This window comes from Mycobacterium sp. E3251, from assembly GCF_001666835.1.
Classification (GTDB): Bacteria; Actinomycetota; Actinomycetes; order Mycobacteriales; family Mycobacteriaceae; genus Mycobacterium.
In genome coordinates this window covers 27,894-41,567 of sequence record NZ_LZJF01000155.1, presented here as the reverse complement: position 1 = coordinate 41,567, position 13,674 = coordinate 27,894, and the positions used below count along the sequence as shown (strand labels likewise).

Genomic DNA, 13,674 nt, shown 5'->3' with positions numbered 1-13,674 from the left:
GTATGCCTACGGCTAGCCCAACCGTCACGCGCCTGGGCTAGGCGACGCCGAGACTTCATTCAGATCGCGTAGCACGTCGTCTTTGACGTTTGTCCGCCGTTTCTGCGGAAACCGCCTACGGGAATTCCGGTGTGGCGTAAGCTTTCAGCTCATGATTAGGGGGAAGAAAGTCTTGTTGGCGTTACTGCTCGCTTTTGCCGTCTCGACGACTTCGGTGAGCTGCATACCCATCAACATCCCCACCTGCCCGGCGGGCGGCGGACCGGTCGGCTGCTGACCAAGCGCCTCGGGGCCCGAAGCTCCGGCCCGTCGCCGGGTGCCGGTGTCACCAACCAATTACTTCGACTGGTTGCGGACTTCCTCGCGGCGGGCGGAGACCACCAAAGCCACGCTGAGTAGAACCAGCAATGGCACGAACACGAACGGGTACGCGGCGACCGCGGCCAAGCCGATGATCACGCTCGGCACCGTCAGCGCCAGCGCGGCCGTGGGATGCCGACCGCTTAGAACGACGATTCTCCGCAGCAGCGCGAGCGCCTCCGCGGCCCGCGAGTGCCGATCCGGACGCCGGGGGTACGAGTAACGGGTTTCCAGGCCGCAACCCATGCAGCTGCGCCCATACGAGTAGCGGGTTTGCAGGCCACAACCCATGCAGGTTTGGGTGGTCATCTGCCTATGGTCCCATCGCGGCGAGTGGGCTTCGCGACTGGCGCGGTTGTCTGCGTACCGCCGCTAAGCCACAGTGGTGGTCGGCGGCTGGTATCTCAATTCGGGTCTTCCGCGAACGCGCGGACGCGGCGATAATGCAGCATGCGTTTCATATATGTCGCCGCGGCGGTCGGCATAACCATCGCCGTGCCGATGGGGGCGTCGCCGGCTCACGCTGACACCGGGGTCAATGGTTACGTTCAATGCGTGGGAGGCGATGCGAAGCCCCCGCCGCCGGGGGTAAACGCAGAAGATTGGTTTCCCAGCGTGCATGTGATCGCGACGGATATCGATGGTGGAGTGCCCTCTAACCAGGTAGAGGCGAGGTTAGTCGAAATGGGGGTCGCGCCGGCCGACGCCGTTAAACGGGTGCAGTGCTTCATGGCCAACCGGCCGCATTAGCGCGCCCGCCGAATCGCCGGCAAAACGCGACTCATATTTTGAAATACGTTGTGCGTCAATGCTTTTGGTCGAATTTGAACTTCACACGCGCTCAGCCTTCATGTCCATGTCGATGGTGCCTTGGCACGCCCCGCTCAAGATGTCCGTGTGCATGGTCCCGTTAAGCGATCCGTCGGGTTGCGGCGTGTAGCGCACAGTGGCGCGCGCCGGATTCCATTGGATGGTGGTGTCGGGCATCATGCAGTCCCACTGAAAATCGGTGGTCTGCGACCAGGCCGTTCCATCCCACGTGAACTGAACCGGCTGCGGAACCGTTGGGTTGCTCGGCGGAGGGCCGCTGATGATTGTGGCGACGCATTTTCCGTTGGTGCAGCTCGAGCGGAGACCGTAGGTCTCGGTGTGCTGCCCCTCCGGGTCGCCCACCGCCATGCTGGTCCCGGCCTTGGGCCCAACCATGAACGTGATCGCGTACTGGCCGTTCCAGGATGGGTTGTCGGCGAAGGCGGTCGGGGAAAGTGACAGGGCGATCGGGAGCGACGCCGCGCATAAACCGACGAACATTTTCAAGCGGTCCGGGGTCATCGTTTCTCCTCTGAGTCCGTGACCATTTCCCCAATGGTCGTACCCAGGGCTATCGGCGACAAGCCTTTTGGCCGATTGCCTCGGCGCCCCGTTTATCGCGCCTTACCAACCCCACTCGTCAGGGTTCAGGACATCCACCGTGAGATCGTTGTCAGCCGGGGCTTTGGTCCCGTAGGCAAAGGTGAGCAGGGTGCGGCCGTCGTCGAGCGGCTCGGTCGCGACGACGGTGGCATGCCCGATCTTCATCCGGATCTTGTCCCCTGGCTCCAATTCGTCGACACGTTTCAGCGGCATGCTTGACCCGTCAGTGTCAGTGAAACTGGCGATCCCGCGGCTACCGTGGTCATCACGGCGATCCTCCCATGGCTCTAGGGGCGCCCACGGCACGCGCGATGGCTTGTGCAGCTAAGGAAATTGGGAAGCGCTGACCGCCGGTGACCGCAGCGTCTGGCGGCACCTAGTCCGAGGACTTCTCGGAGTCTTCGGACTCTTCGTCGTCATCGGACTCGTCGTCGTCGTCTTCGTCATCGTGGTCGTCTTCGTCGTCGTCGTCATCATCGGAGTCTTTCGACTTCTTCGACTTCTTCGACTTCTTCGACTCCTTGTCCTTCGAGTCCTTGTACTCATCGGAATCGTCGGACGTGTCGGAGCGGTCGAGCTTGTCGGCGAATTTCGTCAAGAGCTCAGCGAGTTTGCGGGCCTCATCGGAGTCCAGCGAGTCGTCGAATAATTGCTCGTCGCCCTCCGAGACGCGCTGAACGTAAACCGCGTCGTCTTTGATGCCGACGTCCCACCTGCCGCCCTCTTGACGAACCATTTGCTGCCGCCTTCCGACTAGTGAACTGATCGCACAACCGACGCGTCCCGGCGCGTTACTGGGTTGTTTACCCACTTGTGTCGGCAGAGCCTCACTCGTGGAGGTCCGAATCGACCGAGGGGCGTCGGGCTTAACGTGCGATCGGCCGCTTGAAGAAGCACGCGACGGAGAAGGCTCCGCGGTGGTCGGCGTCGAGTCCGACCATTTCCCACCCCAGCCGCCCCAGCTCGTCCGCCCTGAGCTTCATCTCGTCCATGGCGGTATCCCCCTCCCGGTAGTCCCACGTGTACTCCCACTGCTGCGGATACCACTTGCCGTCAGAGGCCAGCCACCAGCCAGGGCCCGGCGAAGGATTGTTCATGTGGTCGTAAGTACCACAGGCCGCAGTGTCCCCCGGAACTGGTCTTGGGCGCGGACGGATCCAGATGCCGTGTTCCTCGGCCGCGGCGACTACGGGGCGTAGGCCCAACCGAGGAAGATGTTTTGCGAATCGTTGGGGCTTGGCCTTATCTCCCGAATGTGCGGCGCAGTGAAGTAGTTGGCGGTTAGGAACTGGCCGTTGCCCTCGCTGAGCATGACGTGACCCGTGCCGTGATCGAATCCCGGATTGCTCGTGAAAACGAGCGCCCCCTCCGGAATATTGTCGCGGTTGGTGTGGATCTGCCCTTTGCGGTTGAAGTCGTTGAAAGCGTCCATCGCCGACGGATATCTGAACGCGTGGTTATACGCCTGCTCGACGAACGCCTCGCATTGAACCGTGCTATTGGGGTCGGCCGCCATTTGGTCGCGAGCCCACGCCAGCGCATGGGCGGCCTTGTCTTCACCGGTCGCTGACGCGGCCGCTCCCCCGCCACTGCAGTCCGGGCCGAGGGCGTCCAGTGTGCGCGTGTCGATATCGACATCGGCGACGTAATGGCCGTCAGTTGTCTTGTACCAGAGGCTGTCCCAACCCCCATTGGCAATCTGGTAGCTGAAGAATCCCTGCACCGGGTCGCCCGCCGCATGGCACACGAGAGTGAGGACCTGGCCGGCGTTATAAACGCCGTCTTGACCCGCCTTCAAGTTGGGGCCGTTCATGCGGTTGGACTGCGCTTTGACGGTCGCAGTCGTCTCCGCGTGAGCCGGCGCGGCAACGGGCAGACCCAAAGCAAAAACGGCTGCCGTCGCTGCCGCGATTGCTGCTTTCATTGCTCGGTCTTTCTGCCACGTCCCTATGAAATTGATCGGGACGCTACACCAGCAGCAAACGTTATGTATTTGAAATGTCGTAAGAACTCAGCCGTAATTCCTTAAGGAAACTCCAGCCCATCGACGACGGCGGTATCCCGAACCAGCCCCTTAAGCGAGTTGAATTTCGGCGCCGGCGGCGCGCCGTGTGAACCTACTTCTCGGAGAGAGAGTTCGGGGTTTATCCGCCGGGCCACAGCCCGGCCGGGGAAGCCATCAGCAGTGCGCGGCCCAGCACCGCTGAAGCGGACAATAGGTCGCATGCGCGATGCTCACCATGGACTCGACGTCTCCCATCGTCACGTTCCTCGGATCCAGGTCGGCGTGCACATTCTGCGCGATCTGCTCGTAGGTCCAACCCCACCCGATGTCGTCACAGATGAGGCGCCCCATCCCCGTCAGCGCGGCGTCGTGGTCCGGCGGCCAACTAAATCCCGCGGCGCGCAGTTGCGCGAGGTAGGCGTCGTCGGCGGGATCCGCCACGGCGATCGCGGCGCTCGCGAACAAGGCCGCGACTGCCACGACGGGGACGACCAGTCGCGCAAGCCAACGAGGTAGCGGCATCGATCCACTTCCTTTCTCACGCCGGCGACGAGGCCGTCCGGACCGGCTCCAATGCGGGAGGAATACGAAGAATAGGAAGCGCAGGGAAAATTCAGCTTATGGGAAGCTGAATAATCGGATTAGCTGCCCGTTGTCAGGGTGCGGGCGGTGGTGGTGGCGGCGGCGTCCATCGCCGCCCATCGGTGGTCCACCCGCAGGGCAGCCAGTTCAGCTGGGGGCCATCGAACGTCAGGCATTTGGGCGTGCCGGGCGGCGGCGTGGGACCCGGCGAGGGCTTGTCAGCGTGAGAGGTGGCCCCGCTGAGCATTAATGCCCCAACGGCCAAAAATATCGCTGCCGACTTCCTCATCGCGATTCCGGTGAATGGGGGTCCACCAAGGCGATTGTCGCTAGCCTTCGGCCTGCGCGTTCACGCTATGAATTTTAGTCGTCCAACGGTGGATAAGACCTGGGGAATTCCTGGCAATCGGCCGTGGCGGAAGACTGGACAATGGCAAGTACGCCCCTGCCCGCACTCGCGATGCGCCGCTCAATGCACCGGAAACATCCCCGACCAATGATCATGCGCTGCAATGACTTTCGTAAGAGGAGTACAGTCACGGGCATGAATTTGGTGGAGTGGCTGAGGACCCCGCACTATTTGCGGACGCGGTTGATGATGGAACGGCAACCGATACGCAACCTCGAGATAGAGACCGTGTTCCTCGAAATCTCGCACCGCGACGCGCTGCTGCGGTTCCCGGTGATGCTCATGCTGCTGCCCAGGCGCAATCGCTCACCTAAGGAACAGACCTCCCGCCTCGATCAAGGCAAGTGATTACAGGGCGTCGGCTCGGGTGCGGCGCCGGCCCTCGATCGGGCATGCTTGCCCTATGCACCTCGTCAACGGCGTCCGCGACCCCGCGGCAAGTTTTCCCCTCGACACCCTCACCGACGATGCGGCCGAGCGCCGGCAGGCCAACCGGGCTGTCGCCGTCAGCGCCGTCGGCCTGGCGCTGACCGGGCTCGTCGAGTTGGCCATCGCGCTGCTGTCCGGCTCGGTGGCATTGCTCGGCGACGCGTTGCACAACCTGTCGGACGTCTCCACCAGCGTCCTGGTATTCGTCGGCTTTCGGGCGTCTCGCAAGCTTCCCACCGAGCGCTACCCCTACGGCTACGAACGCGCCGAAGACCTCGCCGGAATCGGTGTGGCCCTGGTGATTTGGGGCAGCGCCGCCGTCGCCGCCTACGAGAGCATCAACAAGCTGCTCCGGCACGGCGGTACCGAATACGTGGGCTGGGGCATTGCCGCGGCCATCGTGGGGATCGCGGGCAATCAGCTGGTGGCCCGCTACAAGTTGGTGGTGGGCAAGCGGATTCGCTCGGCGACGATGGTGGCCGACGCCAAGCACTCCTGGCTGGACGCGTTGTCGTCGGCCGGGGCGATGCTGGGGCTGATCGGGGTGGCACTCGGCTGGACCTGGGCCGACGCGATCGCCGGGATCGTCGTCACCGGCTTCATCTGCCACGTCGGCTGGGAGGTTACCGCCGACATCGCTCACCGCCTGCTCGATGGCGTGGACCCCGAGATCATCACTACGGCCGAGGCGGTCGCCGCCACGGTGCCGGGCGTCACGCACGCGCACGCCCGGGCCCGGTGGACCGGCCGGACACTGCGTGTCGAGGTGGAGGGCTTCCTCTCCCCCGAGACTCCCCTGGCCGCGGCCGATCGGATCGGCGGTCAAGTTGCCGCCGCCCTGGCGCCGAAGATCCCCGAGATGCACAACTTCACCTGGACGGCGCGGGCCGCCTGAAGCGCGCGTTCAGCCCCGCCGGAATCGTTCCCGCAGCTGTGGATCGTTCTCCCACCACAGCCCCGACGGTGCGACGCTTTTGTCCTCGGTGCTTTCCGCCTTGTCCAACTCGGTGTCGACCCGCGCCGCGTGCGCCTTCTCGTCGCGTGACAACGCGCGCATCAGAAGCAGTACGAACGGCCACCCGACCAAGTCACCGAGGATCCACAGAACACCCGCGCCGATCGTCTGATCGAGCCGCTGATCCGGCCCCCAAGACCGATGCAGCCCCGCGTAATACACGGCGCCGATCAATGCGCCCTGCCAGATGACCAACCCCAAGACACCGTCGCCTAGCGCCTCAGCGACGGTGATTAACAACGAGATCAACTGGGGATACCTACGCGGAACCGGGTCTTCTTGCAGCCGCGCATAGAAGTATCCAAACCCGATGGCCACCAACATGATTCGAGTAGGCGCACCCACCCATTCACTTTCGAGAGCCGCGGTGTACCAGGACGTCAGGTAAAGCAGCCACGGCGTGGCCAGCATCGCGACCGACGTGGTTGCGGGGTGGGCGACTATCCGGGCGAATCGCGTCGCCAACAGACGATCGATACGGTTACGGCCCCCGGGGCCCAGCGCAGCGCGCAAAGCCGTGACCGGCTTGCCCTGCGCGATGAACAAGGGCACGACGTATAGCAGCAGCACCACCTGTAGCGCGCGCACCCAGAACAGGATGTACGCGTACGCCCCGATCACGCTTGCGGTCGCCAGCAGCCACACAACCGCGCCCGCCGCGAGGCACCAAGCCTGAGCGGGCCCGACTGACTGCTCCGCCTTTCGCGCCCGTCGGTAGCACCACGCGTAGCCGCCGGCAAGCAACACGATTGCGGTCGCGGAGGCAAGGTCCAGCCGCCATGTCTGAACCACGGCGCTCCAGGTCAGCGGTCCGGGGTTGGGGCCCACAGCAATCAGGGTATTGCGCAACGCAACGGCGGTCGACGGGCGCGGTCTGGACGCCGACGCTCAGTTGCCGGGTTGCCCCTCGGGCTTGGGGCCACGATCCTCGCCGGTGATGTACTTCGGGCAGTAATGGGCAGAAGCCAGGTACGTGAACTTGGCGGCGCTGGCACCCTGAAAAGCCGGATTCTGGTTGCGGAGTTGCGTCACGATCTCGGCCGACGACTGGCCGTCATCGAGCAGTTCACACACCGACTTGGCGATGGTGACCGCGTTGCCGCCGTCCTGGTAGGTGAGACCGGCGTCTCGCAGGTCCTTGAGGAAGTCCTGATCGTTGTCGATGTCGGCATACGCGGGAGCGGCCAGGCCGATTGCGGCGACGCTCGTCAGCACCAGTAGAAATCGCATAACGCAGCGATTGTCGCAGACCTGTTGGGGAATAGCACCTCGCCGGGCAAACGGCGGGTGAACTCTCTCCGGCCCCGCGGCTACGCGGCGGGCGCGCGGGAGAAGCGGAGCGCGGGGCGGCGCAGCGTCAACGATTCGGGCAGCGCTCCGACCTGTCGGCGCTCCGCGGCTTCCCAGATGTCGCCGTCGAGGACGCCGGGCAGGCCAGCCTGGCTGGCGATGAAAACCGGCATGACGCCTTGCCTGAACTGCCGGTGGTAATCCTTGAGCGCGGCGAACGCCCACTTCCCCAGCAGGCAGATGGTGAGCAGGTTCGCGATGGCCATCACCGCCATCGTCAGATCGGCGAGCGCCCACACCAACGTGAGCTTGGCCAGGGCCCCGAAGACGATGGACAGCAGCGTGACCACCTTCAGCACGTTGGCCGCCAGGCGCCGGCCACCCAGATAGAACAGATTGGCCTCGGCCACCACGTAATTGCTCAGCACCGAGGCGAACGCGAAGACGAACACCACCGCGGTCATCAACACCGTGGTCCACGATCCGAGATCGGCGGCGACCGCCGACTCCGTCAGGCTCGCACCGGCAATCGCTCCCAGGCGGGCCGGGTTGTAGGTTTCGGGACCCGAGAGCAGCACGATGAATGCCGTTGCCGTGCAGATCACCATCGTGTCGACGAACACGGCGAGCGACTGAATCAGCCCCTGCTCCACCGGATGTGCCACGGTTGCGGCACCGGCGATATTGGGCGAACTGCCCATCCCTGCCTCGCAGGCGAACAGGCCGCGCTTGACCCCGGTGAACATCGCGGCGAGCACGCCACCCGCGAAACCGCCTGCCATTTCCCGGATTCCGAATGCACCACCGATGATCTCCTTGATCACCGTAGGCAGTTCGGTGATGTTGACCGCCACGATGCCCAGCGCGAGCACGGTGTAGAGCAACGCCACCACCGGAAGGACCGATCCGGCGAACTGGGCGACCCGCCGCACACCACCGAAGAGCACGGGCGCTGCCAGCACCGCCAAAATGGCTGTCGTCCAACCGACCCCGATGCCGTGTGACGATTGCAGGACACCGCTGATCGCGTTGGTCTCCACCATGTTGAACGCGGTGGAGAAGGTGAGCACCAACAGCATGGCGAACGCGACGCCGCCCGCGCGTGACCGCAGCCCGCGTTGGATGTAGAACGCGGGACCGCCGCGGAATGCGCCGTCGCCCGAGCGGACTTTGAAGATCTGGGCCAGGGTGGCCTCGATCACCGCCGTGGCCATGCCGACCGCCGCGACCACCCACATCCAGAAGACGGCACCGGGCCCGCCGACGGTCAGCGCGATTGCGACACCGGCGATGTTTCCGGTACCCACGCGCGAGGCGAGACCGACGCAGAACGCCTGGAAGGAAGAGATACCGCCGTCGTGGTGATGCGCTCGACGGAGCTGGCGAATCATGCGGCCGAAGTAGCGGATTTGAACGAACCGGGTGCGCACCGTGAAATAGATGCCGCCACCGATCAGCAAATAGATCAAGACGTGCGTATTGAGGATGTTGCTAAGGGGTTCGACTAACTGCTGCTGAAGGAAGTCCAAACCCCTGCTTCCTTTCGACTACGGCCGCGATCCGTCGCCGAAATGGTATGGGCGAATTGTTGATTACAGGTTTCGTTCACTCGCCGTTGGCGGGCGGATATGTAAAAAGCGCATCACATTCACCGCCGGGCCCACCCCTAGGAGGCGGCGGTGGGCGCCGAGAGCGCCTGGGGGCAATAGGAGTTGGCGGCGATCGCGGCGAACCGGGTGGCGTCGTCGCCCTGAAGCCCGCGATTGAGCATTTGAATCATCCGGACGACGTCCGCCAGGTTCGCGCCTTCGCTCACCAACTTGCACACCGACCTGCCGGAGGTAACCGCCTGCTCGGGATCCGAATAGGTGAGGCCGGCAGCGTGCACCGTGGCGAGGAAGGCGTCGTCGCTGCCATCGGCGCGCGCGGGACCGGCCAGGCCGATCGCGGCCGCAAGCCCGAGCAGAATCAGAAATAGCCTCACGGCTCACAGATCGTTCCAGAGCTGCGGCCGGCCCGCATCTCGTAGAGCGGATCGTGCACTCAGGAGCTGGCGGTCGTGGTCGTCGGGGTGGACGACGAGATCGCGTCCGGGCAGTAGGCGCTGGCCGCGATCGCGGTGAATTTCTCCGCCTTCTCCTCGGTCAGTGCGGCCGCCTTCGATGTCATCGCCTTCGCGATATCCGCCATCGCCGTGCCGCTGCCGGCCGCCGAGCACACGTAGTGGGCGGCCTGGATAACCTGCGCCGGGTCGTTATAGGTGAAACCGGCCGAATTCAGCGACGCGAGGAAGGCGTCGTCGGTGTCATCGGCGTGCGCGGGAACGGCCAAGCCAATCACGGCCGCAACACTCGAAATCGTCAGAACAAGCTTCATAAATTCGAAATCGTCCCAGACCCGCAGGCGGTTTGCCGCCGGCGAAACAATATTTAACAATCGTCAACCTCGGGTTGACAGCCCGGTTAGCGTCAACCTATCGTTGACGACATGTCCGGCCCGACCCGCATCGCTTACCCCGTCCGCCTTGACGAGCTGATCGACGCCATCAAATCGGTTCACACCGACGCGCTGGATCAACTGGCCGACGCCGTGTTGGCCGCGGAGCACCTGGGCGAGGTCGCCGACCACCTCATCGGGCACTTCGTCGATCAGGCCCGCCGATCCGGGGCGTCGTGGACCGACATCGGCAAGAGCATGGGCGTCACCAAGCAGGCGGCCCAGAAGCGGTTCGTCCCACGCGCCGAGGCCGCCACCCTGGACCCCGAACAGGGCTTCGGCCGCTTCACCCCGCGGGCGCGCGGCGCCGTGGTGGCGGCCCAGAACGCCGCGCACGAGGCTGCCAACAACGAGATCACCCCCGAGCACCTGCTCCTCGGTCTGCTCGATGATCCGGCCGCCCTGGCCACGGTGTTGCTGCACCTGCAAAAGGTCGACATCGAAGCGCTGCGCGCCGCGGTCAACCTGCCCCCGCCCAGCAGCGGAACCCCCGACCTCATCCCGTTCAGCGGACCGGCGCGCAAAGCCCTGGAGCTGACCTTCCGCGAAGCACTTCGGTTGGGCCACAACTACATTGGGACGGAGCATCTGCTGCTGGCCCTGCTCGAGTTGGAGGAAGCCTCCCCCGACGCAGGGCCACTGCGCCGATGCGGTGTCGACAAGGCCCGCGTGGAGGCCGATTTGATCAAGGCGCTCGAATCGCTCGGCGGCGGCAAGACCGACCGCGCGGACGGCTGATCGGTGCGGTCCGACCCCTCCCCGCCGCCTCACCGCGTGTGCGATCATTCGATGGTCCCTTCCAAGGGTGCCTAGGAGGCGAAGATGCACCGCTGGCTGGTCGTCCTGTCCGCGTTCCTCGTCGCCGCGGCAAGCGGCACCGCCGTCGCCGGGCTCTCCGCCCCCCGCGCCTGGGCCGGTGACGCCCCGATCGGCCACATCGGCGACACGCTGCGGGTGGACGCCGGCACCTACGTCGCCGACGTCACCGTCACCGGCGTGTCACCCTGTGACCCACCCCCCGGATTCGGCTACACGCGCGAAGGTACGTACAAGGGCTTCCCGGGGAGCACCGTCGAGCGTGCCGACGTGGTCGTCCGCGCCGTCCGGGTGCCCAATCCGTTCATCATGGCGACGACCTTCAGCTTCGACGGCGTGACCCCATTCGCCGACGCCTACAAGCCACGAGCCACCGATGCGCCCGACGCCCTGGACAACGTGCTCACCAACGCGCCGAACGGGGCGATCGTGCGCGGCGAAGTGTACTGGGACGCCTACCGTGATCCCGTCTCCACCGTGGTGCTGCTGGACAAGAAGACGGGCTACCACCTCGCGCAGTGGAACCTCTGACACGCGTCGTAACAACGAACTCCGTTGACGTTCAAGAGCTTGCCGATATCGCCGCGCGCACATTCCCGTTGGCCTGCCCCGCCTCGATGGCACCGGCGAACATCGCAGCGTTCGTCGAGGCCCACCTGTCGCCCGACCGCTTCGCCGAATACCTGTCCGATCCGCAACGCGCGGTCCTGACCGCGGCGGACGGCGACCGAATCATCGGTTACGCCATGCTGATTCGCGACGGTGACGCAGCCGAGCTGTCCAAGATCTACGTTGCACCCGAGCACCATGGCAGCGGGGTCGCCACCGCGCTGATGGACCTCGCGCTGGCCACGGCCGGCGAATGGGGCGTGCGCCGGGTGTGGCTGGGCGTCAATCAGGCAAACCAACGCGCACAACGGTTCTACGCCAAGAGCGGCTTCACGGTCAGCGGCACCCGGACCTTTCAGGTCGGCGCCGGGCGCGAGAACGACTTCGTCATGACCCGCGTGCTTCGCTGACGCCAGCCGTCAGCGCCAGGAGGCGAGACATGGCCCTCAGATACTTCTTTCGGTACCCGCCGGCCAGCATCTCCTCGCTGAAGATGGTGTCCAGCTTCGCGCCCGAGGCCACGACCGGGACGCCGGCGTCATAGAGCCGGTCGGTCAGCGCCACCAGCCGCAGCGCGACGTTCTGGTCGTCGATGCCGTGCACGCCCGTCAGAAACACCGCGGTCACCCCCTCGATGAGGGTCAGATACCGCGACGGGTGCATGGTGGCCAGGTGCGCGCACAACGCGTCGAAATCATCGAGCGTCGCGCCGTCCACCCGGTGGGCACGCGCGGCCACCTCTTCGTCCGACAACGGCTGCGGAGCCGGCGGCAAGCCGCGGTGCCGATAGTCGGGACCCTCGATCCGTACGGTGGTGAAAATGCTTGCCAGCGTGTTGATCTCCCGCAGGAAGTCCTGGGCGGCGAATCGGCCCTCGCCGAGCTGCTCGGGCAGCGTATTGGAGGTGGCCGCCACCGACACCCCCCGCTCGACCAGTGACGAGAGCAGCCGCGAGATCAGCGTCGTGTTGCCGGGATCGTCGAGCTCGAACTCGTCGATGCACACCGCGGTGTACTCGGCCAGCAGTTCCACGCATTCGGCGAAACCGAATACCCCGGCCAACTGCGTCAGCTCCCCAAAGGTTGTGAACGCCTTGGGGTTTGACGATTCCGGCCCGTCGCCGGGCAGCTCGTAGTAGGCCGACGCGAGCAGGTGGGTTTTCCCCACGCCGAAGCCGCCGTCCAGGTACAACCCCACACCGGGCAGAACCGCCCGTCGGCCCAGCATTTTTCGCCGGCCCGCGCGTCGTTCCACGGCCCGCCGGCAGAAGTCGCGGCACGCCACGACGGCGGCGGCCTGCGTCGGCTCGGCGGGATCGGGCCGATACGTCGCGAAGCTCACGTCGGCGAACGTTGGGGGCGGCCTCAATTGGGCGATCAACCGCTCCGGTGAGACCGTCGGATGCCGATCCACCAGGTGCGTCACTCGCCCCGAAGAGGACCCGTGCATGCCAAAACTGTAACGGCGTGCTGCAATCGACCTCATGCCCCTTCCCGAGACACCGCTGTCGCTGCTCGGATCGGTACGCGAAGTCGACGACGGAGAACTCCCCCGGCTCTACGACTACCCCGAACACGAGGGGACATGGGTGCGGGCCAATTTCATCACCAGCGTGGACGGCGGGGCCACCTCCGGCGGCAGCAGCGGAACGATGGGCGGTCCCGGCGACCGATTCGTCTTCAACCTGCTGCGTGAGCTCGCCGACGTCATCGTGGTCGGCGCGGGCACCGTGCGGGTCGAGGGCTATTCCGGCGCGCAGCTCAGCGTCGCCCAGCGCCAGCAACGGCAGGCCCGCAGGCAGAGCGAAGTCCCGCCACTGGCGATCGTCACCAAGTCGGGTCGGCTGGACCGCGACATGGCGGTGTTCACCAAGACCGAGGTACCGCCGCTGGTCCTCACCTGCGCGGCGGCCGCCGCCCCGGCGCGCAGGCTGCTCGCCGACGTGTGCGAAGTGATCGACTGCTCCGGCAGCGACCCGGGCGAGGTCGACGAGGCCGTCATGCTGGCGACCCTCGGTGATCGCGGCATGCGCCGCATCCTGACCGAGGGCGGGCCGATGCTGCTCGATTCGTTGATCCAGCGCGACATGCTCGACGAGCTCTGCCTGACGATCGCGCCCTACATCGTCGGTGGGCTGGCCCGGCGCATCGCGACCGGCCCCAGCCAGCTGCTCACCCGGATGCGCTGTGCCCACGTTTTGACCGACGACGCCGGTTACCTGTACACCCGCTACGTCAAGGCCTAGCTACT

General features: G+C 65.3%; 20 protein-coding genes. 7 read left to right on the top strand and 13 right to left on the bottom strand.

The features are described 5' to 3' along the window. Positions 1 to 336: 336 nt before the first annotated feature. On the bottom strand, positions 337 to 669 hold the full coding sequence (locus tag A5697_RS19165; RefSeq protein WP_068011689.1) for a hypothetical protein: 333 nt from the start codon (positions 667 to 669) through the stop codon (positions 337 to 339). A 141-nt stretch (positions 670 to 810) separates the two neighbouring features. On the opposite strand from A5697_RS19165, the gene A5697_RS28790 reads away from it, so the two are divergent. After that, positions 811 to 1,110 carry a hypothetical protein gene (locus A5697_RS28790; protein ID WP_082953486.1) on the top strand — a complete coding sequence of 100 codons (300 nt, stop codon included), beginning with the start codon at positions 811 to 813 and terminating at the stop codon, positions 1,108 to 1,110. An 81-nt stretch (positions 1,111 to 1,191) separates the two neighbouring features. Here the strand turns inward: A5697_RS28790 and A5697_RS19160 are convergent, their stop codons facing one another. The 6 genes from A5697_RS19160 to A5697_RS19135 all read right to left on the bottom strand — a co-directional run bounded on the left by A5697_RS19160 (position 1,192) and on the right by A5697_RS19135 (position 4,300). Continuing rightward, positions 1,192 to 1,692, bottom strand: coding sequence for a hypothetical protein (locus A5697_RS19160; RefSeq protein WP_068011688.1), 501 nt, complete (start codon positions 1,690 to 1,692; stop codon positions 1,192 to 1,194). 102 nt (positions 1,693 to 1,794) lie between these two features. Next, positions 1,795 to 1,986 (bottom strand): hypothetical protein, encoded by a 192-nt coding sequence (locus tag A5697_RS19155; protein ID WP_066950207.1) that lies wholly within the window; start codon positions 1,984 to 1,986, stop codon positions 1,795 to 1,797. 163 nt (positions 1,987 to 2,149) lie between these two features. Then, the gene (locus A5697_RS19150; RefSeq protein ID WP_068011687.1) at positions 2,150 to 2,509 is read right to left on the bottom strand and encodes a hypothetical protein; all 360 of its coding nucleotides are present in this window, start codon (positions 2,507 to 2,509) and stop codon (positions 2,150 to 2,152) included. A gap of 130 nt (positions 2,510 to 2,639) precedes the next feature. Continuing rightward, positions 2,640 to 2,870: a hypothetical protein gene (locus A5697_RS19145; RefSeq protein WP_068011686.1), complete on the bottom strand. Its 231-nt coding sequence runs from the start codon at positions 2,868 to 2,870 to the stop codon at positions 2,640 to 2,642. An 89-nt stretch (positions 2,871 to 2,959) separates the two neighbouring features. After that, a complete protein-coding gene (locus A5697_RS19140; RefSeq protein WP_156673367.1) occupies positions 2,960 to 3,697 on the bottom strand; it encodes a hypothetical protein in 738 nt (245 codons plus the stop codon). Between the two features lie 255 nt (positions 3,698 to 3,952). Next, positions 3,953 to 4,300: a DUF732 domain-containing protein gene (locus tag A5697_RS19135; protein ID WP_068011684.1), complete on the bottom strand. Its 348-nt coding sequence runs from the start codon at positions 4,298 to 4,300 to the stop codon at positions 3,953 to 3,955. Between the two features lie 604 nt (positions 4,301 to 4,904). On the opposite strand from A5697_RS19135, the gene A5697_RS19130 reads away from it, so the two are divergent. Further along, on the top strand, positions 4,905 to 5,117 hold the full coding sequence (locus A5697_RS19130; protein ID WP_067949559.1) for a hypothetical protein: 213 nt from the start codon (positions 4,905 to 4,907) through the stop codon (positions 5,115 to 5,117). Between the two features lie 55 nt (positions 5,118 to 5,172). Continuing rightward, entirely contained in the window at positions 5,173 to 6,093 is a 921-nt protein-coding gene (locus A5697_RS19125; RefSeq protein ID WP_067949556.1) for a cation diffusion facilitator family transporter, read from the top strand. Positions 6,094 to 6,102: 9 nt separating this feature from the next. On the opposite strand, the gene A5697_RS19120 is transcribed toward A5697_RS19125, so the two are convergent. From A5697_RS19120 to A5697_RS19100, 5 genes are all read right to left on the bottom strand, one after another. Next, the gene (locus A5697_RS19120; protein ID WP_068011683.1) at positions 6,103 to 7,041 is read right to left on the bottom strand and encodes a cytochrome c oxidase assembly protein; all 939 of its coding nucleotides are present in this window, start codon (positions 7,039 to 7,041) and stop codon (positions 6,103 to 6,105) included. 60 nt (positions 7,042 to 7,101) lie between these two features. Continuing rightward, positions 7,102 to 7,443 carry a DUF732 domain-containing protein gene (locus tag A5697_RS19115; protein ID WP_067949552.1) on the bottom strand — a complete coding sequence of 114 codons (342 nt, stop codon included), beginning with the start codon at positions 7,441 to 7,443 and terminating at the stop codon, positions 7,102 to 7,104. 80 nt (positions 7,444 to 7,523) lie between these two features. Continuing rightward, positions 7,524 to 9,032 carry a sodium:alanine symporter family protein gene (locus A5697_RS19110; protein ID WP_068011682.1) on the bottom strand — a complete coding sequence of 503 codons (1,509 nt, stop codon included), beginning with the start codon at positions 9,030 to 9,032 and terminating at the stop codon, positions 7,524 to 7,526. A 137-nt stretch (positions 9,033 to 9,169) separates the two neighbouring features. Continuing rightward, a complete protein-coding gene (locus tag A5697_RS19105; protein WP_067949545.1) occupies positions 9,170 to 9,487 on the bottom strand; it encodes a DUF732 domain-containing protein in 318 nt (105 codons plus the stop codon). A 59-nt stretch (positions 9,488 to 9,546) separates the two neighbouring features. Then, entirely contained in the window at positions 9,547 to 9,879 is a 333-nt protein-coding gene (locus A5697_RS19100) for a DUF732 domain-containing protein (RefSeq protein ID WP_067949544.1), read from the bottom strand. 111 nt (positions 9,880 to 9,990) lie between these two features. Here A5697_RS19100 and A5697_RS19095 point away from each other — a divergent pair, with 111 nt between their 5' ends. The 3 genes from A5697_RS19095 (at position 9,991) to A5697_RS19085 (ending at position 11,834) form a co-directional block, all read left to right on the top strand. Then, a complete protein-coding gene (locus A5697_RS19095; RefSeq protein WP_068011681.1) occupies positions 9,991 to 10,737 on the top strand; it encodes a Clp protease N-terminal domain-containing protein in 747 nt (248 codons plus the stop codon). Positions 10,738 to 10,821: 84 nt separating this feature from the next. Continuing rightward, positions 10,822 to 11,346 (top strand): hypothetical protein, encoded by a 525-nt coding sequence (locus A5697_RS19090; RefSeq protein ID WP_067949541.1) that lies wholly within the window; start codon positions 10,822 to 10,824, stop codon positions 11,344 to 11,346. Continuing rightward, entirely contained in the window at positions 11,334 to 11,834 is a 501-nt protein-coding gene (locus tag A5697_RS19085; protein WP_068011680.1) for a GNAT family N-acetyltransferase, read from the top strand. The genes A5697_RS19090 and A5697_RS19085 overlap by 13 nt, the downstream gene beginning before the upstream one ends. Here the strand turns inward: A5697_RS19085 and zapE are convergent. Beyond that, entirely contained in the window at positions 11,812 to 12,909 is a 1,098-nt protein-coding gene (gene zapE / locus A5697_RS19080; protein ID WP_156673366.1) for a cell division protein ZapE, read from the bottom strand. The two genes, A5697_RS19085 and zapE, sit on opposite strands and share 23 nt — an antisense overlap. Between zapE and A5697_RS19075 the strand changes: the two genes are divergently transcribed. Next, positions 12,908 to 13,669: a pyrimidine reductase family protein gene (locus A5697_RS19075; protein ID WP_068011678.1), complete on the top strand. Its 762-nt coding sequence runs from the start codon at positions 12,908 to 12,910 to the stop codon at positions 13,667 to 13,669. The two genes, zapE and A5697_RS19075, sit on opposite strands and share 2 nt — an antisense overlap. Positions 13,670 to 13,674 lie beyond the last annotated feature (5 nt).